Origin of the sequence: Fibrobacter sp. UWB16 (genome assembly GCF_900215325.1) — a bacterium.
Lineage (GTDB): Bacteria > Fibrobacterota > Fibrobacteria > Fibrobacterales > Fibrobacteraceae > Fibrobacter.
Genome location: NZ_OCMS01000001.1, coordinates 226,017 through 252,833 on the forward strand (window position 1 = coordinate 226,017; position 26,817 = coordinate 252,833).

Consider the following 26,817-nt stretch of genomic DNA (forward strand, 5'->3'; position numbering starts at 1 on the left):
TCACTCCTCTATTTAAATTTCTTATCGTCAAAGAACCAGGACCAAGTCGGCGATGTATTTTCAACACCATTCGTAATACGAGTCACGCCACTTCCGTCTTTACGCATAATATAAATTTGATAATTGCCACCGCGGTCACTTGCAAATGCAATCAACTTGCCATCGGGCGACCAAGTCGGGTGTTCGTTATTCCCTGCGTTCGAGGTCAGCTGGATAATATCCGTACCATCAAGAGCGCAAGTATAAATGTTCATCTTGCCATCATCCATCGACGTGTAGACAATGCGATCCCCATCCGGAGACCAGCTTGCGCGTTCATTGTAATGCCCCATGTACGTAATGCGGCGCACATCCGTGCCATCCTTCCCTACCGCGTACACCTGCGGAGAGCCGCCACGGTCACTCGTAAAGAGCACTTCGCTTGCAAACGGGCTCCAAGAAGGGCTCACCTGATTCGATTTCAAGTGCAAGAACTTCTGCGCAGAACCCGTCTTCATGTCGCCGCGATAAAGTTCCGTCTTAGCACCTTCCGTCACGGAGAAAAGGAGTTCACCCGTTTTCGGATTCACAGCCGGGCTAAACGTCTGCTTGAACTGCGTAAAAAGTGGGGTTTCCTTGCCGCCAAACGTGATGGCGTAAAGGTTCGGGCGTTGCTTGCGGAAGTTCACATACACAAGGCCCTTGTTGCCTTTCTGCCAAACCGGCATCATGTTGATTGAAGAGTCACGCGTAATCTGGCGACGAGAGAAACCATCGTAATCCGAAATCACGACCTGCTTCATGCCATCGATTTTCGAGACGTAAGCAAGCTTCGTCGAAGCAACCCCGCGTTCCCCGAACAAGCGATAAACAACCTTGTCAAAGAACGAATGCACCGCCTGACGCACGTCGAAAGGCTTCACGGTATAGCTTTCGCCAAGCAACACATCCTTCGTCTCGGACGCATACAGATAGCAATCGAGCTTGATTTTTCCATTCGGGAGCTTGGTTGCAATGCCGGTCACGTACTGGCGAGCGCGTTTCTTGCTAAAAAGCACCAAGTCAAACTTGTCCGAGCTCACGGCTTCAAAACGCCCCGTGAGGTTTGCATCACGCGTCAAAATCAAATGCGGAGCTTCGTTTGCCCACTTGATGTTTCCATTCTCTTCAAAAGGCACAACGCCAATCGGCATCGTCTGGAATACCGAAATACCCACATCTACAGCAATCGTATCAATCGCCGCAAACGCAGGCACCGCAAGCGCCATCGCCACAAACACAAAAAGCAATTTTATTTTATTCATAGTTATTTTCTAGTTCGGCGTAAAGTTAAACTGCAACACAAGACTTGAACCCTTGTACGTCGGCGGGAGTTCCGGCAACTTCGAAATTTTCACCGCACGCATCGACAAGTGGTCCCACGCACTGTTCGACGAAGACCGTTTGAGGAACACGCTAGTAATCGCACCCGAGCGTTCCACCGAGAACTGCACCGTCGTCTTTGCATCACGATCAATCGTCAGTCCGTTCGGCGGGTTGAAATTGCTCATGATTTTTGCCTTTGCGCGTTCCAGGAACACCTGCATCAGCGGGTCCATATCAATCGGATTGACCGCCTTGAGGCTCGGCAATTCAAACGACTTTTGCAAGTTCAAATCATCAATATCAAAGTCGTCATCATCCTTCGGCTTTTTCGCAGGCTTCTTTTCGACGTTCTTCTTTTCTACCGTTTTCTTCGCGACCTTTTCGACCGGTTTTTCAACAGGCTTCTCGACCGGCTTCGGCTTTTCGACCTTTTCTTCCGGCTTCTTTTCTTCGGACTTGGGTTCCGGCACAGGCACAGGTTCCGGCGTATCGGGCTTAACTTCGGGAGCAGGCTCTTCGGGAACTTGCGGAGCTTCCGGCTCAAGCGTTTTTACAGGAGTCGGCTCTGGAGCGGGTTCCGGTTCAGGGGCTGTTTCTGGCACCGGTTCGGGCGGTTGCGGAGGCGGCGGTTCCACCTTCGGCGCTTGCTGCGGTTCTGGTTCCGGCTTCGGGGCGTGTGCCACCGGCTGCTTTACCGGTTCATCGACTTGCACCATCTCGAACACGGGAATTTCTTCGGCAGGCTTGCTCAAATCAATATTGTGCAAACCAATCAAAGTCCCGACAACCGCCAAATGAAACACGACAGCACACACGATGATCTTGAGCAAAGATCCATCGTTTTCCGTCTCGAAATATTGGATATGGTCCCTATTTCTTTTCATTTACCAGTTCGTCTTTTGGGGTCATTGTCAAGAAACCGAGCTTCGTTACACCGAGCTTTTGCACCTGCGTCACCACCTTCATCACAAAGCCGTAACTTACAGCTTCGTCCGAATTGATGACCACAGCCATTTCGCCATTCCACAGCGACTTGAAAATGCTCTCGAAACTTTCCATATCCACCTGCATATCGGCGATGAAAATTTCGAGGTTCTTGGTGATGGAAACTTTCAATAGTTTCTGCTGTTCCATCGTCGGAGCCTTGACCTGCGGGAGATTGACCTTCACGCCCTGGCTCATCAACGGTGCACACAAAATAAACACAATCAAGATTGCGAACACGATGTCAATCATGTTCGTGAGGTTAAGTTCCTGCTTTAAGTCCTTACGGCGGCTGCGTTTCACGCTTCCTCCTCGGCAACTCCTTCAACAGCGAGCATGTCCCCTCTCTTGAACAAACTCAATACTTGCGATCCAAAGTTGTAATAAGAAGTTTCGTTACTTCCATTTTTAGAGGTAAAGTAATTGTACCCGGCAGAGGCAGGGATAGCCACAACAAGGCCAGCCACCGTGGTGATAAGCGCCATAGCGATACCCGGAGCGACAACAGTCAAATCCGCAGAACCATGATGACCAATCTGGAAGAACGCAATCATGATGCCCCAAACCGTACCGAGCAAGCCAAAGAACGGAGCCAAGTTAGAGCTCGTGGCAAGGAAAGTCAAATAGCGGTCCTCACCCATGCGGATTCCTTCAATCGAACGCTGGATAGCATCTTCGAGTAAGGAGGAACGATGCTGAATAGATTCGTAAGTTACTTTACCCTTGAACTTGGATACTTCGTTCAAGACCTCGACGCTCAACAGGCGGAGTGCGCTATCGCTAGAGACGGTACAAAGTTTTTGGAGTTCAGAGAAATGCTTGAGCTTGCAGAAATCCTTAAAGAACTTGGCATTGGCACGCAAATTCGATTTATGCTTAAAGAACTTCACGATGATGATGCCCCAGGAACCCAGCGACATAAAAGCGAGAATCCCGAGAATAATCATGGTTACAATATCGGACTGCGTGATCATCTGCAGTATAGGTACAGTATTGTTCAAGACAACCTCCAAAAAAATTTTACAAAAATATACGTACTATATTATAATACAAAAAAACATAACCCAAAGTAAACAGAAAACGTTTAACAACACTTTTTTTGACAAATGCTGCAAAACTACTTCTTTGCATGATATTTTTTGTATATTAAAAGCACAAAACAATGTAATGGATTTTTAATTCCAAGGAGAAAACAATGAAAAAACTCATCGCATGTTTCGCTCTTGCAGCACTTTTCGCTGGCTGCTCAAGCAACCCGCCGCAGACCCCGCAAGAAAAGCAAGCTAGCCTCCTCATCGAAATGCAGATGCAGAAGAAGAGCTACCTCAAGCAGCACATTCCGGCTGGCATCGGCATCGGCGAATCCGCAGATGAACAGATTGCTTACGAAAAGGCCGACCAGAACGCTCGCGTAGACCTCGCCAAGTCTATCGATGCTCAAACCAAGGCTCTTGTCAAGAACTTCAAGGAAGATGTGAGCGACGAAATTGCCGAACACTTCCAGAGCACGTCCAAGACCTCTGTGAACCAGCGCCTCAATGGTGCAACGCTCAACGACGTCAAGGTTGAAACCACAGCCGATGGCAAGTTCAAGGTTTACGGCGTGATGACGCTCGACTCTGACCTCGTCTCCGAATACATCAAGATGCTCGAACAGCAAGAAAAGAAGGAAGAAGCTGAAAAGATTCGCGCCGCTGCTGAAAAGGCTTACGCCGAACTTGATGAAATGGAATAATCTTCCATCTTAAATTTCAAGCAAAAAGACATTGGCTAAGCCAATGTTTTTTTTTCAAGACTTCACTGGATTCCTCGCTACGCTCGGAATGACGATGCTCCGTCATCCTGAGGGGCTTCGCCCCGAAGGATCCAGTCAAATTTTATTTAGCGGTGTTCGTTCGTCGTGGGCTCCATGCCTCGGAAGAACGCGAGCCCATCAAAAACATCCTTAAGCGCCTGCACAGTCGCCCCAATCATATAAAGACTACCTGTAATGAGCACCGGCGAACCGTCCGTGACGCTCGCACAAACTTCATTGAGATACTCAAGGGAAAACTCGCCCGCACTCGCGACATGCAGTCCAAGCTTTTCAAGCTCGCCCTGCAAATCAATGAGTTCGCGGAATCGCGGATACGGCGTACGCGTGATATGCCAAGCGCTCACGTGCGGCGCCATGAGCTTGAGCATCTCGCCCACATCCTTGTCGCGGAGCGCTCCAAACACGCAATGGAACTTCTGATTCGGGTAATACTTATCAAGCGTCTCGACCAGACGGCGGACTGCATGGGAATTGTGCGCACCATCTAGAATAAACTTTGTCACGCCGTTTGCATCGATAAGCTTTTGCATACGGCCCGCCCAGGAGCGCGTCGCAAGAGTCTTAAGTGCAAGCGCATCATCGTACACACTCGGATTTGTCATTCCCGCGAAAGCGGGAATCTCCTTATCACTGTTCGATATACGTTGTAAAAATAATTCCGCAGCCTTAAGCGAAAGGCTTGCGTTTTCAATGTAATGTTGTCCTAAATTCGGGAGTTCAATATCGTTACGGATTTCGGGAACAACGCACAAGCATCCGTGCGAAGCCGCAAAAATTTTGGCTTCAGCAATCAAAGCATCATTCAAGCCACCCAAGACAAAAGTCTTGCTATGACCATTCGAAAGAATACTTTGTGCGGAACCCGCCACACCCATTTTTTCCTTGAGGATTGCAGATTCCGTGCTACCGAGAACTTCCGTGTGCTCCAGCCCGATGCTCGTAAGCACAATCAATTCGCCATCGGCAACGGCAGTGCTGTCCAAGCGACCGCCCATGCCCGCTTCCAAGACCGCAACATCGATGTTCTGTTCTGCGTAATAGAGGAATGCGACAATCGTCAGCACTTCAAAAAACGTCGGTTCCACTTGCGTTTCTTCGGCAGCGGCCTTGACCTGCATAATCAAACGGTCAAGAGATTCATCGTCAATCGGCAAATCGTTCACACGGATGCGTTCACGCATGCTCACCAAGTGCGGGCTCGTATAAAGCCCCGTCTTGAGGCCGTGCGCCTGCAAAACACCCGACAAGTAATAGCTCGTCGAGCCCTTGCCGTTCGTGCCAACAACATGAATCGTCTTAAACTTTTTTTGAGGATTTCCGAGAGCTTCGCAAAGTTTACGGGTAGAAGCAAGACCCGGCATCATCCCGAATATGAGGCGGGAATTCAAATATTCCAATCCGTTCTGAATCATGATCTATAATATAGAAAAGACGAGAGTTTAGTGGTTGGTGGTTAGTGGTTGGTGGTTAGGAACAGTGAGCTACGAGCAACGAGCGATGAGACTTGAGTGATGTAGACTCTGTCACTCTGGAGGCTTGTAAAGCCGATAGAGTCCATAAACGCAGTGGATCCTATCGCGTCGGCTACGCCTGGCTCCAGGATGACAATTTACTATCCCCTGATACCAGTAACCTGCTCCCTGACACCTACATAATTGATTACATTTTACGTGCTTTAATTTTAAATCAAGGGTTAATTATATGAAAGTTTCAGCAAGCGCTGTCGCTTTGATTCTTTGCGTTTTCGCAACTTTTTCGTTTGCGAAAGTCGATCCCGAGGCATCACCTCGTCACTACAACTACCGCGATGCAGGCAAGCAGATGAGGCGCATCTACTACGGCGAACTTCAGGAAACCATCTACTGCGGTTGCCGCTATCTCGACAAAAAACACGTGGACTTTAGCACCTGCAACTACAAGCCGCGTGAAAACCCCAACCGCAAAAGCCTTGATCGCACCAAGCGCATCGAGTGGGAACACATCGTGACCGCCCACAACATGGGGCAACACCTCCCCTGCTGGCGTGACGGCGGCCGCAAGAACTGCAGCGCAAACGACACCACATTCAAGATCATGGAAGGCGACCTCCACAACCTCTACCCCGCCATTGGCGAAGTGAACGGAGACCGCAGCAACTTCATGTTCAGCCAGTGGACGAACAACCCGGTCCCCATGTACGGCGAGTGCGAAACTATCGTCGATTTCAAGGACAAGAAGGTCCAACCCCGCAAAGAAGTCCGAGGCTTAATCGCCCGCGTGCATTTCTACATGGAAAAGACCTACAACATCAACCTCTCCAAGCAAGACCGCAAACTTTTCGAAGCCTGGGACAAAATGTACCCCGTCACCGAGCGCGAATGCGAGCGCGACCGCCGCATTTTCAAGGTCCAGGGTGACCACAACCCCTTCGTCTTCGAGAAATGCCTAGATTCTGTTGACAAGTAGTGAACATTTGACTAAATTTGAAGTCCAAATCTCGCATGTCGTGCCAAGCTCTGCCAACTTGCGAGCGTAACCAAAGAGCTTCCTCAAAGAGGTAAATATGTCCTCCTTCCGCGGACCTAAAGGTAAAGTAGCACGCTCTCTCGGCGTTGCCGTTTCTCAGAAGACTCAAAAGGCTCTCGACCGCCGCAACTTCGCACCTGGCCAGCATGGTCAGACCCGCAAGAAGTCTGCTTCCGTTTACAAGCAGCAGTTGGTCGAAAAGCAGCGTCTTCGTTTCACCTACAACATTTCCGAAGCTCAGCTTGCCAAGGCATACAAGGAAGCTAACCGTCGTGAAGGTTCTGCAGGTGATAACCTGATGATCTTGCTCGAAACTCGTCTTGACGCAGTTGTCTACCGCATGGGTTTTGCCCGTACGATCTTCGCTGCTCGTCAGTACGTTGCACACGGTCACTTCACTGTGAACGGTGTTCGTAGCTTCTCTCCGAGCCGCCTCATCAAGGCTGGCGACGTGATCGCTGTTCGTGAACAGTCCAAGGAACACGTGCAGATCAAGGAAGCAATCGCTTCTGCAGCTGCCGCTCCGGAATACTTGTCTGTCGATCTCGGCAAGATGCAGGGTACTCTCGTGAAGCTTCCGCTCCGCGACCAGATCCCGGTCAAGCTCGAAGAACAGCTCGTCGTGGAATACTACTCCAGGTAGTAAGCCGCTTAGAGCCAACAAGACTCAAGCTTTTAAAGACGCTCGCAGAAATGCGGGCGTTTTTTTATTTTATTATAAAAGCAAGTTTTTCTTCGTAAGACAAATCATTTATAGACTTGCCAACTTTTTGGGCATATGCGACAAGCGCACGATGATCATACCTACAAGATGGAGCATCTTTATAAGGATTCGGGAAACCCAAATATTCGCTTTGAATATCCGCTAAATTCATGGTCTTTTTTTCAATTCCACTCATAAGTGTAATTCTCCAAAAGCTTTTGGGCAGCACTAGGTTCTATCAAAAAATGATACGGATGAAGAATACCAACGAAAGAACATCCGAGAAACTCAATATAGTGATTCAAAAGCTCCCTATTAAGAGCAAAACCGTAAACAAATCCATCAAAGCCACATTTAAAAGACATATCTACAGCAATAGCAAAAAGATGACCTCCGACACCACTATACTTTTTCTTTCCAAATAAATATATGTTATTTCTAGGCGCCGTACAAGCCCAATGCAAATACACGGCTCGAATATCAGAATCCTTTTTTAGCGCAATAAGTCCCTGTACTTCATTATTTCTCTTTAAAGCAAGAGCAAACACATCAACATTTAAAGGGACTTTAACCCAATCAATTCCCCAACCATTGGACGAATTATATTTTCTAAGAACAGAACGACTTTCTATTTTAAAAACGAAAGTTTCTTCAATTGATCCGGTTTCCAAATCCTTGAGGCAAGGAACCATTTCATCTAGCCATATATCAACGCAGCCATTTAATACATCATTCATTTTTTTCTCCTTCCCCGTCTACACGCTTGAAAAAACGGGATTAATCATTTTTTATGAATATAGAATTGTAAAATGTCAAATCATGACATTTTCAATTTTATTCAAATTTTGTTTTCGCAAATGCCACAATTTTCCAAGCCGTCCAAGAAACACTCGCAACACTTTTAAATTATTTCATCTACAAAACAGGACGGGAGCCCAATACATTTCTATTTTAGATGCCATGAGAAACATTTTTGAAGAAATTGGTAAGACTCCCGCCGAAATCGAGGCAAAACTCAACAAGGCTTTCACGCAACTGTTCGAAGGCGACCGCGAAAACGAACGCATTTGCTTTGACAAAGGCAATGACATGGCGTACATCGTGGATATCGGCCACAACGACATCCGCTCCGAAGGCATGAGCTACGGCATGACGGTTGCCGCACTCCTCGGCAAGCAGGACCTTTTCGACAAGCTCTGGAAATTCGCCAAGACGCACATGAAAAACACCGAAGGCGACCTCGCCGGTTATTACTCCTGGCAAGTCTCGACCGCTGACTTTTCGATGATGGACCCAGGTGCCGCTCCGGATGGCGAAGAATACTTTGCCGCAGCGCTCTTATACGCCGCCAAGATTTTCAAAAACGAACAATACAAGCGCGACGCCGTCGAGCTCATCAACGACATGGCACACAAGCCGCAAGCTGGCGATGTGTACACGATGATGGACGTGAACGCAGGACTCGTGCGATTTTCACCCATGAAAGGGAACGATTACACCGACCCGAGCTACAACACGGTCGCCTTCTACAGAATGTACGGCGAAGCCAGCGGCGATGCAATTTGGAACAAGATTGCAGACAACAGCGTTGCTTACTTGAAAAAGGCTTGCCACCCGGTCACGGGACTTGCCGCCGACTACAGTGAATTTGACGGAACACCGAAGAAAACGCCTTGGCACCCGGAAAGCGATTGCTTCTGCGGAGACGCTTGGCGAGTCGTGTGGAACATCGGTCTTGACGCTGCGAAATTGCAAGACAAGGGCGAACGTACCGACGTGAGCGAATGGGAAGTTTCCGCAGTCCGCAAAATTCTCGGTTACCTCCACGGGCGTCGCCCGTATCTCGCCGACATGCGTGTCGACGGGAGCGCGTTCCCGCGCGAGGCAAGGCCTGCTACGGGCGGCCTGATTGCCATGAACGCAGCATCGACAGTTGCACTCCCCGCAGGCGATCCGCTTATCAAGCCGTTCGCCGAAGACCTCTGGAATATGGAAATCCCGACCGGACTCTGGCGCTACTACGACGGACTCCTGTATATGCTCGGGCTCCTCGCCTGCTCTGGCAAGTTTAACGCTTGATTCTTATTGCATTACGTCATCCTGACACCGAAGGTGGAAGACAACCTCGAAAGGCGAGTGTTGCAGCCATGCTTGCATGGATATAACCGAGCCGAAGAGGTTGGGGCTTGCCCCATCCAGTAAAGTCTTGTATTGCGTAACGAGACTTTACTGGACCCTTCGCTACGCTCAGGGTGACGAAGAAGCATTCGTTCGGAATGACGGTGATTCTGTAAAAACTAGTGTTTCTCGACAACTCTTCCTAGCGGCGTCTGCATTTGACGCCGCTGTTCTGCATATATGGTCGGCGCGACAATGTGGTAAATTGCCTCTTTCACCATTGTCCCGACATTGAATGCAAACGAATCAAACACGTAGCGGTAACTTTCAATCGTATCGTCAAAGCCCACCACATACGGCGCCGGCAACTTTTTCGCCTTGAAGTAATCAATCAACGAAGCCGCCACCCAGTCATTTGAACACACAAATTTATTCAAAGTCGCATTCTTCAAAAGCGATTCCAAAATGTTGTCCAAAAGCACCTGGCGCTCAACGCCATCGTGTGCAGCCGCATCCGCCAAGTCAAACGGAGACGCATAGCGTTCATCGACAAGTGGAATCACATCCGTCCCCGCATCCAGCAAGCCTTGTAAGCGAGCCTTCGACCAAAAACTAGCATGGTACGGCGAGAGGTAATGAACAGGTCCCATATCCTTGCTCTTGAGGTAACGCCCGACAATCACGCCCGCTTCCTTGCCAAAAGCCACGTTGTAGAAAGCCCACTTCTTTTTATTGCGGGCAATCACCGGAATCACATCCGGAGCGTATTCCCACCAGACCGAAATCGGATTCTTGAACGATGCAAAATGTGCGAACAACTTCGCCGCATCATCCACCAGCCACGTCGAGAGGAAAACGCCCAAGCAGTGAGTATCATTTTTTACAACAAACGTTTCGCCCGACGACAAATAGAACAGGTTCGAAGCTTCGTGATACCCGATAAACTTCACCGCAATTTTCTGTTCTGCGGCAATCTGCGCAAACGTACGGAACACATCGGATTCGCGTTCGGACTCAATTTTCAAGCGGCCGAATTCATCCGAACGATGCACAAACAAAATGTAATTCGACTTTTCGACAGGGCGCTCTTCGCTAAAGAAAAAGCGGTGCCCCACATGGCGCAAAATCCCTTGCGCACACTTTTGCATCAAAAACTTTTTGACAATGTAAAGCGAAACATTGTAACGGTTCGAGAGTTCCTTGCACGAAGGGAGTTCATCAAAGGCATTCAGATACCCGCTGTCCAAATCGTTCTGGAACTGACGCTCGACCACTGAATACACACTCTCTTCGGCTTTCACCTCGAACGACGGAGCCGTGCCCCAAAAACAGCCCTTGCCATGAACGAGCTGCACAAGCTTTTCTTGAGCCAAAATCTTGTAAGCGCGATGAACCGTATTGACAGAAAGGCCAAGACGCTCCGCCATTTTGCGCACAGAGGGCATCTTTTCGCCATCGCGAAAACCGGCATCGGCAATCGAATTTTTTACATCTTCAATAAGCAACTTTAAATCCTCTTCATTTCACAAGATAACAAAATATTCCATCATGAAAATTTCTAAATTTGTCGCCATGAGAATTGGTTTAGTATTTATGCTTTTGGCAGCCTGCATCGCCGCAGCCGCCCCCTCCAAAAAAGCCTCCGCGAAAAAGTTCAAGGACCCGCGCGACGGCCACACCTACAAGATTGTGAAAATAGGCAACCACAACTGGCTCGCCGAAAACCTCACCTACAAGACGACCAAGGGTAGCTACTGCTACAACGATGACAAGGAAAACTGCCACAAGTACGGTCGCCTCTACACGTGGAAAGCTGCCATGAAGGCATGCCCCACCGGCTGGAAACTCCCCGACCGCAAAGACTGGAATTTCTTGAGCAAGTACCTCGGCGCAAGCAAGAAGAACGGCTTTAGAGTCAAGCAGGCAGGCCAGAGAATCTGCTTCGGCAACAACGAAATGTGGAGCCCGTACTGCGAAGAAACCAAAGCATCATTCAACGCGTCTGGCAAAAGCGACACACACTTCGCCTACGAAGACATGGACAAGTCCGCATTTTTCTGGACAGCCACCGAAGAAACGACCTACATTGCGAACTTCGTGACCATCGGCGGTTACAACGAACGTTATGCGGAACGAGCCATCGAAGAGAACAACGCCTTCTCCGTCAGGTGCATCCAGAAGTAACAAGTTTATATAAAATATTAATTATAAAGCAGACAAATTTATTTGTCTGCTTTTTTATCGTTTCAGAATGCGCCTAATAAATTTCTTTATAAGTAAAAAATTCAACAGAATCATTTCACGAACAACTTATCGATTCGTTTCAGACGCTTTTTTACAACACCTTTTTTATCTTCATCAAGAACTTAAAGAGTAGCAAACTGCCTCTTGTACTCATCCACATAATACACCGCCTTTAATTTTTTTGAATTACAAATGTAGATACTAAAATTGACGGCATTGCAACCCATAGGTTGCAAAATTACGTAAAATAAAGCTTACAAGAATATCGAGATAAAGAATTAGCGTTTCAGTCAGTGTACCCTGCCAAAGATACATCTTTGATGAAATCTTTGTCAAGTAGTCTCTTTAGTTTCTCAGCAGGAATTTCCTTTTCTTCCAAAACAGCTCGGAAAATTCGAAGCATCTCAGCCCGGTTTGTTTTTTCGCGCTTTTCAGGCTCCGTCCAGTTGTAAGCTTCCCCATATTAGTAAATGACTTATAGTTCGTCAAAACGAACTATACATTATTGGAACCATTAAGCTAAAACTAAATCTTTTTCCTTACGGTTGATTGATATATTGTCAAGAACGATTTTTGGTTCATCTGCCGGATGAATCTTTTCCAATTTTGCAGAAGAACTTTCTATAAGCATCGATGCTAAATTCAGCATATTATGCGCAGCCTCAGTTTCGAAACTCGCAATTCCTTCTAAAATGCAATCATCGTCAACAGCATATTTTTGAAGTTCTTTTACCAAGTTGACAAGTTGACTATATGTTCCTTTTATTTTTTGAGCGATATTTTGAGGTTTAGAAATTGTAATTGTAGTCTCGTAACCTAGAGTTGCGAGATAAGAACACATATCGTCAACTTTTATCTGATCGTTGCTAGCGCTTTCAAGTTTAGAAATGAACGATTGCGATGTATTCATTTTTTTTGCCATTTCAGACTGCGATAAATCAGCCTTGGCTCGTAAAATGGTCAGATTTTGGCTTATACTATGATTTTTTATATGCTCGGTCGTTTCTTTTGCGATCTTTTTTTCAACCCCCATTTCATTCATTAAATCGGATATGGTTGTAAGATTTTTTTCCATGTTGATCTCCTGAGATTGGGTTGAATAAGTAAACTAAAGAGTTTGAATGAATTGATGTCCTGTTTTGATATCGCTTTGCTGCGATTGTTTGTCCCCAATCGACGTTATGAAAATAACATGATTAAGTACATTGGGATAGATATACAAGCGGAGCTGAAAACCACCTTTGGGTGGTCTTTGGTCTATTGCAAGCAATCCATTTTTCTCGTTATGCACAAAAGGAAGCACTCTTTTCGCCTGTTCTAAAGAGACACCTTCATCTAGAGTCTTTTTATAGGTGTCTAGATTTTTCAATGTGTTTTCAAACTCATGCGGGTATTTTCTACTAATACGATCCGCTGTGGATTTTGAAAAGCATGGGGCGAAACAGTATTCCCAAACATGTTCTGCTCGCAGCATAAAGATTCCTCTTAATTCATTTTCCCTCTTGTATTTTATTCCGTTTTGGAATAAAAAATACAAAAATTAAAAATAAAAGCCAATATAAAATTCCAAAACAGAATATTTTTTATATAAAAAACGCAACATTAAGTTTTCTTATTTTTTTACAACACCTTTTTTATCTTCATAAAGAACTTAAAAAGTAGCAAACTGCCTCTTGTACTCATCCACATAATACACCGCCTTTATTTTTTGAATTACAAAGGTAGATACTAAAATCGAGGACATTGCAACCCATAGGTTGCAAAATTTCGTAAAATAAGATTTATAATTCTTGCAACTTTGATTGAGACGTTTTCTTCAATGTCTGACAATATTTCAAATCGTCTTCAACAATTGCAAAAGTTCTTTTTGCGTCGATTTTGTCTTCCTTGTTCCAAACTCGACAAAATTGTTCTGCGTACAATAAAAATCTAGAAGTTTTTTCTTGTTTTCACACTCCAGAACGCAAAGAACTCCACCCACGCCATGCTGGAGGTGTAAAATTTGCTCCATGGCCAAGAACAACAAATCGTTTCCTGTAATTGAGTCGTTAAGCCCTTGCTGAAAATTTTTTCCAAGCTGGGCTATAAGGTACGCAGGAATATTATACTCACCATCGTCCAAAGAGCTTATTCTTGAAAGTTTCCGTTGAACAGTCCGTGACACATTCTGAGCCTTTACGGAAATAGTCTTTATTGCCAATGAGAAATATCCCAAAAACGCACCATTCTTTTGCGAAAAGACCAGATAGCTCACAGCCTGATGCTTTTTAGCGAATTCGACTGCCGATTTTTTCAAAAAGCCCTCAACATCCTTATTCAAAGGACACTCGTAGAGGGTACAGAGATCCGACAAGAGCTCTTCTATTGGAGCCCCGCAGAGATACTCCATGATATTTACAACAAAATAGGATTTAGAAGCCATGTTTCTTTCTAAGGAGAGTAAGTTTTTTCAAACTGTAAACTCCGCTTAGAACATCAGCCTTAACACGACTGACAGAAACAGGGGCCTTCAAAGAGCGATCCACAGCCTTAACGAAGGACTCCAATTGTTTGGTCCCAACCACGTTAAAGTTCTTTTTTATGCTCGATGTAGCCATGATTTACCTTCTAGCGAAATATACATTAATCAAAACAACAATACAAGCCCGCCAAAAATAGCTATGATGAAATCCTAGCCTTTTCGAGCTTTTGAATTACAAATGTAGATACTAAAATCAACGACCTTGCAACCCTTCGATTGCAAGGTTTGTAAAATAAAATTCAAAAAAAAGAAATGTCCCGCTTCCACGGGACATCCTTGCATTTACGCTTTTCAAAAACGATTCTACCCCTTCCTCCACACCATCTTGTTGACGATGCCGGTGTAGCTCTGGATAATCTTCACGACCTTGGTCGAGACGTTTTCTTCGATGTAGTCGGGCACGGGGATGACGTAGTCGCCGTTGGTGTTCATCGTGACGGCTGTGTCGACGGCCTGCAAGAGGGACTTTTCGTCGATGCCAGCGATGAAGAAGCAGGCCTTGTCAAGCGCTTCGGGGCGTTCTGTGCTGGTGCGGATGCAGATTGCCGGGAACGGGTGGCCGACGCTTGTGAAGAAGGAGCTTTCTTCGGGGAGCGTGCCGCTGTCGCTCACGACGGCGAATGCGTTCATCTGCAAGCAGTTGTAATCGTGGAATCCGAGCGGTTCGTGCTGAATCACGCGCTTATCGAGCTTGAAGCCCGAGGCGGCGAGGCGGTTACGGCTGCGCGGGTGGCAGCTGTTTGTGTCACGAGATCCACCCATACCACCAGTAATCAATTTTTTACCCTAAGCAAAGGTTATTAAACACAAATTTTATTCCTAAAAGACTCAAAGAATCCAAAGACTTTCTTGAATTTTTCGTCTGATTTCAATTTTTCAATAATGGTTGACATATCGGAATCAGTTTCTTCTCCAGGAAGTTCCATACATTTTTGAAAAAAAGCAATAACAAAATCGCTAGATGTAATAGTTTCCTTTGCAAGAGTTCCATTTTCAATTGACTCGTACTTCCGCTTGCACTCTTGCAAAAAGAAATTCTTCACAGGTTCAATCTTTTCATTGAAAATCGAATGTGGAGCGCCAACAGACAGCGTATAAAGATTAGGCCCATTTTTTGAAGAAGTATCCGTCATCAGCAATTCTTCATCAGCATCTTCATCCAAGTTAGGCAAAGGAACTGCAACACAATCATTCTCCCATTCCCAATCCTGTTCCAAGTTGAAAAATAGCCTAATCATTTCCAGAATTTCCGCACAAGCCAGTTCATAAGGATATTTCTCTTTTGAAGAACCTAAAGTTTGAATATGATAATTACGGAAAAGATTCAAAATCATCTTCTTTTCGCGTATGGTATAATTAGAATTGTTTAGAACAGCTCCAAGAAAAAGGCTGAAAAAATCATCGTCCATACGGTTGTAGAAATACTTACCGAAATCTTTCCAGCAGAGCTTTATCAATTCTCGCGAATCACCGACTGGAATCCTGTAGAAATCGGTAAAAAACCTTTGAAGGTATGATTTAGCAAATGTTTCGTCTTCTTCGTCATCCCTTGCATAGAGTCCATTTATGTTAGCTTTCAATTCCCTATCGTTTATAGCAACAACCTGAATTAAAGGAGTTTCATTGCATATATGATGAAGCCGATTCAAGACCTTGAGAGAATAATCAGGCAAACACCGATCCAATTCATCCACGACAAACAGAATCTTTTTACCTTCGTAAGCCATATAACCACAGAGCAAATTATTTATCGTCTCAATTATATCAGAAATCGATGCCAAGGATTTCCATGGCTTTAATTCAACAGCTTTCTTTTGTTTCACTTTATCCTTAATCAAAGCGAAAATATTTCCAATATTCACTATATCAGCCACAGCAAAATGTTGAGTTACACACTGAGACAATTGAACGATAAATTGCTTCATCAAGGCATAGTAGTGGTCTTGTTGTTTATCGGGATTTTGAGACTCAATTGTATTTAACTGTCCAACAATAACAGATAAAATTCCCACAAGGGGTTCTTCATAATAGTCGTTTTTCCAGCAATCGTAATGGAATATGATGCACTTGCTTGAAAATTTCTTTTCAATTTCGTTCAGAATAAAAGTCTTACCCACACCCCACATACCCATGACAGCCAACGACATAGGCTCTTTCGAATAAAGCCGATGACTTATCATCTCTGAAATGTCACCAATCATCTTGCTTCGATCAAGAATATCTGGATCTTGGGCATTTTTTCGTTTGCCTTCTATGAATTCGGCAATCATTTGATCAAATTCATCCATTAGTCAGCTCCCGATTGATTAACAACATTGTTAGAATATATATCATTTACTGAACTTAAGAAGACACAACAAGCCACATCTGTCGCCCCAAACAGTATTATCTTCTTGCCAAAGACGGAGATTTACAGCGAATATGATGCGGGCGTATTCGCAACAATCAGTCTTGCGTTCAGGGAACTGATTTTTTTCATGCCCTTTTGAATCAACGGCGATGATGCAGGAAAATGATTTTTGCCAACAACAAACGCCAGCTTCCGTTGAGAACACTCAGGATTCAATTTTGGATTTTTGAGAGACGCTTCCAGTTGTTCTATGGCATGTTCAATATCGCCACCTTTCAATTCAACAAAGCAAAACAAGGGGGCTGATTTTTCAACCAACAACTTGTCACACCGGGCAGAACGAGTATTTGAAAGAATCACGCCCCCATCGACATCAACCTTCAAACAAGACTTTTTTGACTTATTGACAAATGTAATCTTGCTTTTCTGTTCTTCAAACTTGATATTAGAATCCTTGGTTGAGCACCAAGATCCAGAAGGCAAAGAATTAGCCCATACATTCAAAGATTCATTCGCTTTATTCATACTTCAAGCAATTGGCTAAATTCGTTAGAAATATCTACAGAAACAGAATCCAAGAACGACTGCGCAATCAAGCGATTTTCACGATCGAGCAAACTTTTGACACGACCATTACTCACTCCGTAAACACGAACATCTTCGAAGTTTATAAAGTCGCTTTGGCCAACAATCTTTTCCACCTTTCGCCTAGCAGAATCATCCTTTACAGCAGAATCGCGCGCTTGAATCAGGTTATTTAAAGCCGAAAGTATATACGGGCTATGCGTACTAACAAACAAAGTATTGCACAAGTTGCCATTCAACTTGCGAGCGAACCATTTCACAAGCCCATACTGCGCCATAGGGAACAGATTTTGTTCCGGTTCTTCAAGGAAAACCTTTACACCGCAATTTTTTAGATAGTTATCGGCAATCCCCATTTTCTTCAACTTTAAGTCTTGCTCAATGAGATCCTTAAGCATCAGGTCTGTTTGCATCTTTCTGAGGCTCGCTGGCTCGGACTTAAGCGAAATATCGAACAGGTACGACAAAAGGGCATACTGCGGAATCAAGGACTGCAAGCCACTTGATGCGTTCGAAAATTTCAGCTGTTTACCATTCATGGAAACATGGTCCGACTTGTCCGCATCGTTATAGAAATACGAAACACCCATGTCCAAAATATCCAACTTGTGGTTACGGTCAAAATTTTTGCGGGCGACATCCCATTCTGCCATGTAATTGCGGATATTATTAAACTTATCGAAGTTTACATCGAGCCAATTCGGGATTGACGCGACAATATTCCTCTCAGCCGGAATATAGGTATTTTTTGTACGCTTAAAACTCCAACGCTTATTGGTCCATTCAAAATGAATACCAATAAGTAGTTTTTTGTCAAACTTGATCTCAATCTGTAAAGTATCCGACTTATAATAAATCTCGGCACCTGGCAGAGCATAGTCGTCAAGCTTGTGGAATGTAATTAATTGATCTCTGACCACATCAGGATTCATCCAATCGCCAGGAACCTGCGTCAACTGGATTTTCTTTTCAACCCAATTGCAGAAACTGGCAATTTTGAGGATAGTGCTCTTACCCGAACTCTGAGGACCAATAAGGACATTGACCCTTTTGAAATCCAAAGAGGCCGACTTGATTGGTCCAAAATTCTTTATTGTAAGCTTTTGCATGGTTGAATCCTGATGTTACCCAATAAAAAATAATAAATCATTTTGACACAAAGTGTCAAAATACGATTTTTCATACATATTAGCGATATTCCAGCCATCATATTGAACTATAAAGAATTTCTTTATAGTTGCCACACTTGTATAGGATTCTTTACCAACAATAGCTCCGTACGGAGTGGTTGTTTCCATTTTGGAAACAACCACTTTTTCATCAAGCCTGATTTTTGTCAGGCTTTTCTTTTATCCCCCTCTATACACAAAAAGATTGTCCCGCTTCCGCAGGACATTTTCATATCATTTTTCGCTTTTCAAAAACGATTCTAGAACTTCCTCCACACCATCTTGTTGACGATGCCGGTGTAGCTCTGGATGATCTTTACGACCTTCGTGGAGACGTTTTCTTCGATGTAGTCGGGCACGGGGATGCCGTAGTCGCCGTTGGTGTTCATCGTGACTGCGGTGTCAACAGCCTGCAAGAGGGACTTTTCGTCGATGCCGGCGATGAAGAAGCAGGCCTTGTCAAGTGCTTCGGGGCGTTCCGTGCTGGTGCGGATGCAGATTGCCGGGAACGGGTGGCCGACGCTTGTGAAGAAGGAGCTTTCTTCGGGGAGCGTGCCGCTGTCGCTTACGACGGCGAAGGCGTTCATCTGCAAGCAGTTGTAGTCGTGGAATCCGAGCGGTTCGTGCTGAATCACGCGCTTGTCGAGCTTGAAACCCGAGGCGGCAAGGCGGTTACGGCTGCGCGGGTGGCAACTGTACAGAATCGGCATGTCGTACTTTTCGGCCATTTTATTGATGGCGGTAAAGAGGCTCGTGAAGTTTTTCTCGGTGTCGATGTTCTCTTCGCGGTGGGCGCTGAGCAGAATGTACTTGCCCTTTTCGAGACCGAGGCGGGCGTGGATGTCGCTCGCTTCGATTTGTGCGAGGTTCTTGTGCAGAACTTCGGCCATGGGGCTACCAGTCACGTACGTGCGTTCCTTGGGCAAGCCGCAGTCAGCGAGGTAGCGGCGAGCGTGTTCGGAATAGGCCATGTTCACGTCGCTAATGATGTCCACGATGCGGCGGTTGGTCTCTTCGGGCAGGCATTCATCCTTGCAGCGGTTGCCCGCCTCCATGTGGAAAATCGGGATGTGCAAGCGCTTTGCGGCGATGGCCGAAAGGCAGCTGTTGGTGTCGCCGAGAATCAGCAATGCGTCCGGTTTGCAAGCGACCATAAGCTTGTAGCTGCAATTGATGATGTTACCCACGGTTGCTCCGAGGTCGTCACCGACGGCATCCATGTAAACTTCGGGATCCTTGAGGCTCAAGTCCTTGAAGAACACGCCGTTCAGGTTGTAATCGTAGTTTTGGCCGGTATGCGCGAGAACGCAATCAAAGTACTTGCGGCACTTGTCGATGACAGCCGCGAGGCGGATGATTTCGGGGCGCGGAAGTATTCGGGCGTTTCCCTGCTGCGCAGGGGCGGACTTTCGCGGCACGAAACCGTGGCGTAACCCCACAGTTTCCCCGCCTAGAGGGCCAAGCGCTTGATACGAGCGGCCCTCCCGGCCCTACGGGCTTCAATCCCTAACGCAAAATACAAGAAAAATCAATTTTCACAATGCTTATATTCATTTTTACGCAACTTTGCAACCAACCATTTCTTGTTAAAAAATTCATTTATCGTTGGTGAAGACAATGGTGCGCAAGAATTTTCTAATGTAAAACACAACTTCAAACCATCCGAGTCCATTTTCAAAGAGAAATCATTCTCACTAAAGTTCTTATATTGTTTTTCAGTACATTCTATTATGCGTTCTGACAATTTCCTTATTTCAAAATGAATCTTGTCCCTCAAGATTATAGAACGAATAGGTTTACCACCCGCAACGAAATTTCCTCCCAAAGCCAAAACCTTACCATTATGCGAATAGCAAACATTCAATCCTTGTTTGCGGAATTGAAGAATTTCTTCTTTTGACCAATCCTTATCGGGAGCAAAGTTCTTTAAATCATCAATCAAATTAGGCCAAGAATCACAAATGATCCCATACAATTCAGAATCAGCATAATCAGGACTTCCAAGAGGAGGATGTTTTTTCACATCCAAAAAACAAACAAAATCGTCACCAACAATAGCGAATAAAACATAATCTGATCTTTTTGAATAATCTGAATCCACAGAAACTTCTTCATTTAGATGAAAATGATGTATTTCCCAATCCGTCCACAACAAATCCGCCCTTTTATCCAACATAGCATTTTTCAACGATTTCGATAAGAACGGATTAACATCACACCCATATTTAAATTTATCAGCCAAACGATTGATACTAAGCCAATAATTTTTAGGCGCACGATTCCAAAAACCTTTACTATAATGAACCACACGCTCTTTAGGCTCAATTAAATGTATCGCAAATAAAAGCCAACACAGAATAGAGTCTTTTCGACTTGATAATTTTTTACACCCAAAGCAAGCCATATACGCCCTCGCAATTTCTTGGAAATCGTTAGTCAACTTTTCAATTATTTTCTGTAACTCAGGCATATTAAAAAACTACAAATATTGATTCCTAGTTTTATCCAATTCCTTCATTAGATGTAAATAAGGCTTAAAGAAAATATCTTCATTTAAACCTTTGAATGATGGAGGATTTTTCATTTTAAAAATCATTCTTACCATATTGTGGTGTACCGTAGACTTGCATATTCGCTCCGCTGCATCCATCAATTCTGGAGTAATATAAGGAGAATAATACTTTAGCAATTTATCAATATTAAGCTCAATATTGCCTACACATTCCGTCAACCACTCTCTAATGGTATAACAAGCCTCTTGATCAACATACCCTAAATTCAATCTAGATGGATTTATTAATTGGATGCGATCATCAACACGCATCGAATGTAAAATACTCATACAACATTCACTTGTCAATTTTTTTTCATCAAAGTCAATAACATACAGTTTACCAAGCCGTACAAAAACGTCATTCATCCACGAAACTATATCCTGTATTCTAGCACAAATGCACTGATTTATCCTCGCAATAGACTTTCTACGAGGAAGATACACTTGTGTAACATAAAATATAAAACTAACAACGAAACCAATCGACAATTGAAAAAGGACTTGAAACCATTCGTCAGCATGAGGAAACCATTCCACCACATTTTTCGTTTGAATATACAGTCCAATAACAATAATCGCAAGTAAGAAGCTCACGAAAATAATGGTATTACCTTTAATAAAACTGATCATATTAAACCTCAAACATTTCCAATTTTGGCGTATTGTCCAACCTATACTTCTCACTATAGCAAAATGTCTGCATTAAAAGTCATTTCTAACGTTCTATAACGTTTGAAATTCTGAAGAATGATTTTACGAATATACATATTAGCCTCATTTACAATTCAAATTAAGCAGGAGCAATTATGTCTAACGTTCTTCTAAAAGCTTTTACAAATCTAATATCATCTTCTGGAGGCGTCTTTCCGTTTGCAGGCTCAAGTTTATCATCCTTGCTTAAATAAAACCAAAGAACTTCTGCTTTGGGATTATCCATATCAAATACATATTTTTTTTCTTCTATTTTTTCCAATTTCATATCTTCAAGGATATCAGGAACATGAAGTCCCATTTTCGGAAACAATTTATCTTCATTCTCCACACAAATACGATATCCTGTTTTAAAAGTTTCAAAAATGTCTTTTTCAAAAGAATCAGAATTATTCACAAGCTGCGCTTTGCATTTTATTTTTAAAGAACACATTCCTATATCGCACACTTTATAGCTAGGATATCCAATTGCATATTGATTCCGTTCGTACTCCATCTTTATTTCCGGCAAAGAAGACATCGTAATTGCACGGCAAAAACAGTCCAGCAGCTCTACACACAAGACTGTCAAACTCGGCTTAATTCGGTCAATTCCGTCGGCAGCCCCGATTTCAAGGGTAATTTGATGAGCAACATTAGTAAACGCAACCAATTGCTCACGGATTCGAATAGAAACTTCACCAAAAGCCATTTCAAACAGATCATGCAATAATCGCATTTGAGATTCATTCAGTACTTCAAAATACTTTTCTAGGCCATTCAAAATGGGCAATGCAGTTTGGCTCGATTTCCCTGGCGGGACAGGAATAATCATCTGGATAAATTTTTGCAGATAGTAATTGCCAAAAGAAAACGAGCCCTTTTTATCAAAGTAGTTCTTCGACGAATATGTGTCCGGCCCCGATGTAACAATTGCGTTGGAAGTCATATACCCTCGCCCGTACATTTTCGAAATGCCATCACAAAGTTCTTCCCGGTTTATTGCTGCAATTTGAATAAATTGGAACAAATCGTTCTCAGTATCGTAGCAAATATGGTGCAAGCGTTCAAGGACCTTTATAGCATATTCAGGAATGCACCTATCTAATTCATCAACAACAAGGACAACTCCCCTGAATTCCAATTTGATTTCCAGCAACAACTGGTAAATAATCTCTATGGATTTTTTCAACAACTGATTAGAATCAAAATCCTTAGTCAGCAATTCAGCTTTGTCTTTAGATAAAGTTTCTCCCACATCCTTTTTGAGCTGTTCAAGATCAACTCCTATTTCTTTAAAGTCTACGCCAAGTTTATTCTTGGCAATCATGAACGAAATAGACTTGAAAAAGCCTAGAGCGATTTCAAGAGTTTTCTTCTTTTTACCATCCTGAATAGCTTCAGACGATTGCAAGCCATTTAGCGCATCAACTAAAACAGAAAGAATAGCCTCCAAAGGTTCTTCGTAGTAATCATTCTGCCAACAATTGTAATGAACTACAAAATACCCACGGCCTTTCAATCTTTCTTCTAGCATCTTTATGATGAACGACTTGCCACAACCCCATTTGCCATCAATAGCCAAGGAGCAACCAGCCAACTGATTGACCTTGTTAGAGACAATCATTTCAAGCATATCTACAAATTGTGTTCTTCCTAGTAAATCAACCTGAGCCATTTAGCTAAACCTATTCAACTCGCCTTCTATTGTCAAGTTTGCGCATCCAATTCAAATCAATACAGTGAACATTTGCACCATTGCACAAAATTACACTTACTCAATTTAATCAAATCAAGTAATAAAGTCAATACTTATTTCAGAAATAACTTCAAACGTTTTATAGCGAAAGCAAATTAATGCTGTTGTGTTACAAAATTTTTTTTCTGAATCCAGTCTAACTCATTCCATATAGCCATACATATTCCCTCTCCAAAACTTTACAAATTGCTTACATTTTATTACATTTGTGAAGAAAGTACGTTAGGGATGTGCTCCGAATAAGAAGGAATGAAAATGAAGATTATTCTGCCGGTTGCAGGCAAGGGCGAACGCATGCGCCCATACACCAACAATCTGCCTAAGTGTCTCCTGCCCGTTGGCGGTAGGACAATCATAGACTGGATTGTCGCAGATACGCTCCCACTCAAGGCTACGGAAAGCATCTTCATTACCGGCTACAAGGCCGAAGCTATCGACGATTATCTCAAAGGCAAACCTGAATGGGGCCGTACACGCACCGTTCTCCAAAACGACCCGCAAGGACTCGGCCATGCCATAAGCCTAGCCCTCCCCTATGTCGAAGACGACGAGCCGATTCTTATAATCCTCGGCGACACACTATTCAAAGCCGACATCCAAGCCCTTGCCAACGCCACAGAGAACATCCTTTACACCTACAAGGTCAAGGACCCACGCCGTTTCGGGGTCGCGGTAACCGACAACGATGGCCGTATCGAACGCCTCGTAGAAAAGCCGCAGAAGTTCGTGAGTGACGAAGCCCTTGTCGGCATCTACTACATCAAGGACGTCAAGGAGCTCAAGAAATCGCTCCAATACCTGATGGACAACGGCATCCGCACCCGCGGAGAATTCCAGCTGACCGACGCACTCCAGATGATGATAGAACAAAGTTGCAAGTTCAGCACGGCCCCCGTACAAGAATGGCTCGACTGCGGGCTCCCTGAAACACTTATTCAAACGAACACCTGGCTTTTGCAGAACCGCGTGAAACAAAGCCCGCACAACAACCAAAACGTAACAATCATACAGCCCTGCTTCATCGGCGACAACGTCATCATCGAGAACAGCACCATAGGCCCGAATGTGACCATAGGCAACAACTGCACTATCATGGACGCCACCTTGAAAGACTGCATCATGTGGGACAACGAGAGCATTACCTCTTCGCATGTCGAAAGGCAAATCATCGCGAACTGCTAAAAGCCAATCAGTTTTATATCAATTCTGCATTCAATTTATATACAAAGAAAGGTCCCTTTTTCGAGGGACCTTTCTGTTTTAAAACCAGCATCTCAGCTCTACCCTTTTCTCCACACCATCTTGTCGACGATGCCGGTGTAGCTCTGGATGATCTTCACGACCTTCGTGCTGACGTTTTCCGGACTCGTGGCTTAAAGTACGCCGGAATAATCACTCTAGCGCCCGAAGCCAGCAAGGAAATGGCGGGCGAAATAGCCGCGAAATTCCATGTCAGCATCACTCGGGCGTGCAAACTGATGGGAATCCACAAGTCGTATTTCTATTACGAATGGGTCAAGGACGACTCTGAAGTCGAGGCTGCCATCAGGCAGAAGGCGGAGGTGTCAGCAACCCATTATGGGGAAGCTTACACAGAAAGCTTTGATCCTAAAGTCTTTTTCAAATCAAATAAATAATTTATTTAACAAACCAGATTTTTCAATGCTAAGGTTAGATGGTTGCACCTTAGCGCAACTACCTATTCTTTTTACAAAATCATCTCCCCATCGCCTTCTTTAGAAAATTTATTCCCTTCTGCCCAAGCATATTCTTCGCAAGGTTCTTTACCTCATTTTTCATGACCATCTTGGAATCAACCATATAATTCATCACTGTTTCCAAAGCATCACTTTCATCTTGCGTGTCAGTGAATGCCTCCAGAATCATCGGCTTATCCGTAATCTCTGGCGTCAAAAAGCGATCAACAACTTTTAAGAATTCTTCTTTATTTGACGCTGACAAATACTCGTATCCAAGATCAGTAGCATAATGTTTTAACAAATCAAAAGATTTGTTTCCGAAGTGTCCTGCGGCTGCCATATACGGGTCGGCTTCTTCACCAAAAATATAGCAAGGATGGTCATAATTACGGAATTCAGTACCGCGACCATTATTAACAACCATCAAACGGACATTCTTACCGATATGCCTATTTGCGGCAACATTCATATCATAGAAGAAAGCCAACTCCCCAAAAACACCAACAAACAATTTGTTGGGATTGGCAAGCGACGCTCCCATCATCGAAGAAACGCCTCCATCAATACCAAAACCGCCCACATTGCATTTTGAATAGATTCCTTCGGGCAACGGGAAAAAATTCCATGAACGCAGACTATTAAAAATGCCCATGTGCAATTCGCAGCCTATAGGCAATTTGGGAGCCATCTGTTTTGCCATCCAAATGTTTCCAAATGGAATTTCGGGCATTTGATCAAGAATCTTTTGATACTCTTCTTGACACGCTTTCAAGTAACGCGTTTCAGAAGCTTCGTCTTTGCTATAATATTCAAAGAACTCTTTTTCAGACATTTGGAATACATTTGTCAATTTTCCAAATGTATCACGAAGTGCGCCATCTTCACTTACACGCCATACGGATTTTGTAGGGTTAATTCTATAACAACCGCTTACTTCACCAATATGGATAAGCAAATCAACATTGGCTAAAGGTGACCGATAATTCTTTTGGCAGCATACCAAAGGAAAATTGACTTCATACTTTCCGCGATATCCGCTAGTATGGTCGGTAAACACAACTGCGTCATGAGTTGCGCAGAACTTATCTATAGCAGCATTCTCTTCTGCCGTGAAATTATGATGAGAACCAACAAAAATAGCAATCCGTTCAAATCCAGAAATTTCAGGCAGCACATCTTTCTTCGTGAACCGTCTAATAACCCTTACCGGCGGCAATTCCTTTACAGAAAAATCTGGGTTATACGCTGTAAACAAGTTTATATGTGCAGGACCACCACCATTTTGCTTCAACGCCAATATGGCTTTACTCGCTTCAACAACACAGAACTTTTCATCGGTCGAGTCCTTGACCAAAGGCACCGTTACACTATCCATAGCAATGTCATTAGGAATTTGCCTACGATCAATCTGCTGATCAATTAAGTGACCTATCGCCTGTGTTCCACGATGAGATGTTATCGCCAAAACAGGCAATTTTCTGTAATAAGCCTCTGTCAATCCGGACATGTAGTTTCTTGATGCAGTCGCGCCGGTGCAACTAATTACAACGGGTTCTCTACTTTCTTCAGCCATTCCACACGCCAAATAAGCAGCCGATCGTTCATCTACCGACGAATATATTTCAAAAAAAGGGTCATTCTGGATACTCCCAACAAATGTCATATTTGTTGTTCCCGGAGAAGCAATCACCTTGCGGATACCATGAGCCTTAAGCAAGGAAATTACAATCTGAACATTTCTTTCAACGGTATAATACTTCTGTTCCATAAGACCT

The 26,817-nt window shown here is 44.1% G+C and carries 26 protein-coding genes and 1 pseudogene; 7 read left to right on the plus strand and 20 right to left on the minus strand.

The window, feature by feature from the left end; all coding sequences use genetic code 11:
• Positions 1–8: 8 nt before the first annotated feature.
• Genes CRN95_RS00930 through CRN95_RS00945 form a run of 4 tightly spaced genes read right to left on the minus strand, consistent with a single transcriptional unit; the run spans position 9 to position 3,329 of the window.
• Entirely contained in the window at positions 9–1,283 is a 1,275-nt protein-coding gene (locus CRN95_RS00930; protein ID WP_097019833.1) for a PD40 domain-containing protein, read from the minus strand.
• Positions 1,284–1,292: 9 nt separating this feature from the next.
• Positions 1,293–2,228 carry an energy transducer TonB gene (locus CRN95_RS00935; protein WP_088629502.1) on the minus strand — a complete coding sequence of 312 codons (936 nt, stop codon included), beginning with the start codon at positions 2,226–2,228 and terminating at the stop codon, positions 1,293–1,295.
• Positions 2,215–2,631 carry a biopolymer transporter ExbD gene (locus CRN95_RS00940; protein ID WP_072828243.1) on the minus strand — a complete coding sequence of 139 codons (417 nt, stop codon included), beginning with the start codon at positions 2,629–2,631 and terminating at the stop codon, positions 2,215–2,217. The genes CRN95_RS00935 and CRN95_RS00940 overlap by 14 nt, the downstream gene beginning before the upstream one ends.
• Positions 2,628–3,329, minus strand: a complete 702-nt coding sequence (locus tag CRN95_RS00945; RefSeq protein WP_141099831.1) for a MotA/TolQ/ExbB proton channel family protein — start codon at positions 3,327–3,329, stop codon at positions 2,628–2,630. The genes CRN95_RS00940 and CRN95_RS00945 overlap by 4 nt, the downstream gene beginning before the upstream one ends.
• Before the next feature lie 194 nt (positions 3,330–3,523).
• Here CRN95_RS00945 and CRN95_RS00950 point away from each other — a divergent pair, with 194 nt between their 5' ends.
• Positions 3,524–4,063 carry an LPP20 family lipoprotein gene (locus CRN95_RS00950; RefSeq protein WP_088629500.1) on the plus strand — a complete coding sequence of 180 codons (540 nt, stop codon included), beginning with the start codon at positions 3,524–3,526 and terminating at the stop codon, positions 4,061–4,063.
• A gap of 146 nt (positions 4,064–4,209) precedes the next feature.
• On the opposite strand, the gene CRN95_RS00955 is transcribed toward CRN95_RS00950, so the two are convergent.
• Positions 4,210–5,556, minus strand: a complete 1,347-nt coding sequence (locus CRN95_RS00955) for a folylpolyglutamate synthase/dihydrofolate synthase family protein (protein ID WP_097019834.1) — start codon at positions 5,554–5,556, stop codon at positions 4,210–4,212.
• A 289-nt stretch (positions 5,557–5,845) separates the two neighbouring features.
• Between CRN95_RS00955 and CRN95_RS00960 the strand changes: the two genes are divergently transcribed.
• Positions 5,846–6,589 carry an endonuclease gene (locus tag CRN95_RS00960; RefSeq protein WP_097019835.1) on the plus strand — a complete coding sequence of 248 codons (744 nt, stop codon included), beginning with the start codon at positions 5,846–5,848 and terminating at the stop codon, positions 6,587–6,589.
• Positions 6,590–6,686: 97 nt separating this feature from the next.
• Positions 6,687–7,292 (plus strand): 30S ribosomal protein S4, encoded by a 606-nt coding sequence (rpsD, locus tag CRN95_RS00965; protein ID WP_012820048.1) that lies wholly within the window; start codon positions 6,687–6,689, stop codon positions 7,290–7,292.
• Positions 7,293–7,356: 64 nt separating this feature from the next.
• On the opposite strand, the gene CRN95_RS00970 is transcribed toward rpsD, so the two are convergent.
• Positions 7,357–7,548 carry a hypothetical protein gene (locus tag CRN95_RS00970; protein WP_085490149.1) on the minus strand — a complete coding sequence of 64 codons (192 nt, stop codon included), beginning with the start codon at positions 7,546–7,548 and terminating at the stop codon, positions 7,357–7,359.
• Positions 7,535–8,089 (minus strand): hypothetical protein, encoded by a 555-nt coding sequence (locus CRN95_RS00975; RefSeq protein ID WP_088629497.1) that lies wholly within the window; start codon positions 8,087–8,089, stop codon positions 7,535–7,537. Before CRN95_RS00975 ends, CRN95_RS00970 begins: the two co-directional genes overlap by 14 nt.
• Before the next feature lie 223 nt (positions 8,090–8,312).
• Here CRN95_RS00975 and CRN95_RS00980 point away from each other — a divergent pair, with 223 nt between their 5' ends.
• A complete protein-coding gene (locus CRN95_RS00980) occupies positions 8,313–9,431 on the plus strand; it encodes a glycosyl hydrolase family 8 (RefSeq protein WP_097019836.1) in 1,119 nt (372 codons plus the stop codon).
• A 218-nt stretch (positions 9,432–9,649) separates the two neighbouring features.
• Here the strand turns inward: CRN95_RS00980 and CRN95_RS00985 are convergent, their stop codons facing one another.
• Positions 9,650–10,975 (minus strand): GntR family transcriptional regulator, encoded by a 1,326-nt coding sequence (locus CRN95_RS00985; protein ID WP_097019837.1) that lies wholly within the window; start codon positions 10,973–10,975, stop codon positions 9,650–9,652.
• A gap of 67 nt (positions 10,976–11,042) precedes the next feature.
• On the opposite strand from CRN95_RS00985, the gene CRN95_RS00990 reads away from it, so the two are divergent.
• The gene (locus CRN95_RS00990; RefSeq protein WP_159462250.1) at positions 11,043–11,654 is read left to right on the plus strand and encodes an FISUMP domain-containing protein; all 612 of its coding nucleotides are present in this window, start codon (positions 11,043–11,045) and stop codon (positions 11,652–11,654) included.
• 574 nt (positions 11,655–12,228) lie between these two features.
• On the opposite strand, the gene CRN95_RS00995 is transcribed toward CRN95_RS00990, so the two are convergent.
• The 11 genes and pseudogenes from CRN95_RS00995 to CRN95_RS01050 form a co-directional block, all read right to left on the minus strand.
• Positions 12,229–12,789 (minus strand): XRE family transcriptional regulator, encoded by a 561-nt coding sequence (locus tag CRN95_RS00995; protein WP_097019838.1) that lies wholly within the window; start codon positions 12,787–12,789, stop codon positions 12,229–12,231.
• A 33-nt stretch (positions 12,790–12,822) separates the two neighbouring features.
• Positions 12,823–13,188, minus strand: coding sequence for a hypothetical protein (locus CRN95_RS01000; protein ID WP_145993948.1), 366 nt, complete (start codon positions 13,186–13,188; stop codon positions 12,823–12,825).
• A gap of 360 nt (positions 13,189–13,548) precedes the next feature.
• A complete protein-coding gene (locus CRN95_RS01005) occupies positions 13,549–14,136 on the minus strand; it encodes a GNAT family acetyltransferase (protein ID WP_097019840.1) in 588 nt (195 codons plus the stop codon).
• Positions 14,137–14,538: 402 nt separating this feature from the next.
• Positions 14,539–14,973: pseudogene (locus CRN95_RS01015) on the minus strand (UDP-N-acetylglucosamine 2-epimerase); the annotation flags it as partial.
• 62 nt (positions 14,974–15,035) lie between these two features.
• Positions 15,036–16,523, minus strand: coding sequence for a P-loop NTPase fold protein (locus CRN95_RS01020; protein WP_097019842.1), 1,488 nt, complete (start codon positions 16,521–16,523; stop codon positions 15,036–15,038).
• Positions 16,524–16,645: 122 nt separating this feature from the next.
• Positions 16,646–17,110 (minus strand): hypothetical protein, encoded by a 465-nt coding sequence (locus tag CRN95_RS01025; protein ID WP_097019843.1) that lies wholly within the window; start codon positions 17,108–17,110, stop codon positions 16,646–16,648.
• Positions 17,107–18,279, minus strand: coding sequence for an AAA family ATPase (locus tag CRN95_RS01030; protein WP_097019844.1), 1,173 nt, complete (start codon positions 18,277–18,279; stop codon positions 17,107–17,109). The genes CRN95_RS01025 and CRN95_RS01030 overlap by 4 nt, the downstream gene beginning before the upstream one ends.
• Positions 18,280–18,599: 320 nt before the next feature.
• Positions 18,600–19,757, minus strand: coding sequence for a UDP-N-acetyl glucosamine 2-epimerase (locus tag CRN95_RS01035; protein WP_097019845.1), 1,158 nt, complete (start codon positions 19,755–19,757; stop codon positions 18,600–18,602).
• 110 nt (positions 19,758–19,867) lie between these two features.
• Positions 19,868–20,809 carry a hypothetical protein gene (locus CRN95_RS01040; protein WP_097019846.1) on the minus strand — a complete coding sequence of 314 codons (942 nt, stop codon included), beginning with the start codon at positions 20,807–20,809 and terminating at the stop codon, positions 19,868–19,870.
• Between the two features lie 9 nt (positions 20,810–20,818).
• Complete coding sequence (locus CRN95_RS01045) at positions 20,819–21,523, minus strand: hypothetical protein (RefSeq protein ID WP_097019847.1); 705 nt, start codon at positions 21,521–21,523, stop codon at positions 20,819–20,821.
• Between the two features lie 160 nt (positions 21,524–21,683).
• Entirely contained in the window at positions 21,684–23,261 is a 1,578-nt protein-coding gene (locus tag CRN95_RS01050) for a P-loop NTPase fold protein (protein WP_097019848.1), read from the minus strand.
• Positions 23,262–23,597: 336 nt separating this feature from the next.
• Here CRN95_RS01050 and CRN95_RS01055 point away from each other — a divergent pair, with 336 nt between their 5' ends.
• Complete coding sequence (locus tag CRN95_RS01055; protein WP_097019849.1) at positions 23,598–24,524, plus strand: sugar phosphate nucleotidyltransferase; 927 nt, start codon at positions 23,598–23,600, stop codon at positions 24,522–24,524.
• The gene (locus CRN95_RS14600; RefSeq protein ID WP_145993949.1) at positions 24,464–24,979 is read left to right on the plus strand and encodes a hypothetical protein; all 516 of its coding nucleotides are present in this window, start codon (positions 24,464–24,466) and stop codon (positions 24,977–24,979) included. Before CRN95_RS01055 ends, CRN95_RS14600 begins: the two co-directional genes overlap by 61 nt.
• A 79-nt stretch (positions 24,980–25,058) precedes the next feature.
• Here CRN95_RS14600 and CRN95_RS01065 read toward each other — a convergent pair whose 3' ends face one another.
• Positions 25,059–26,810, minus strand: coding sequence for a thiamine pyrophosphate-binding protein (locus tag CRN95_RS01065; RefSeq protein ID WP_097019851.1), 1,752 nt, complete (start codon positions 26,808–26,810; stop codon positions 25,059–25,061).
• Positions 26,811–26,817 lie beyond the last annotated feature (7 nt).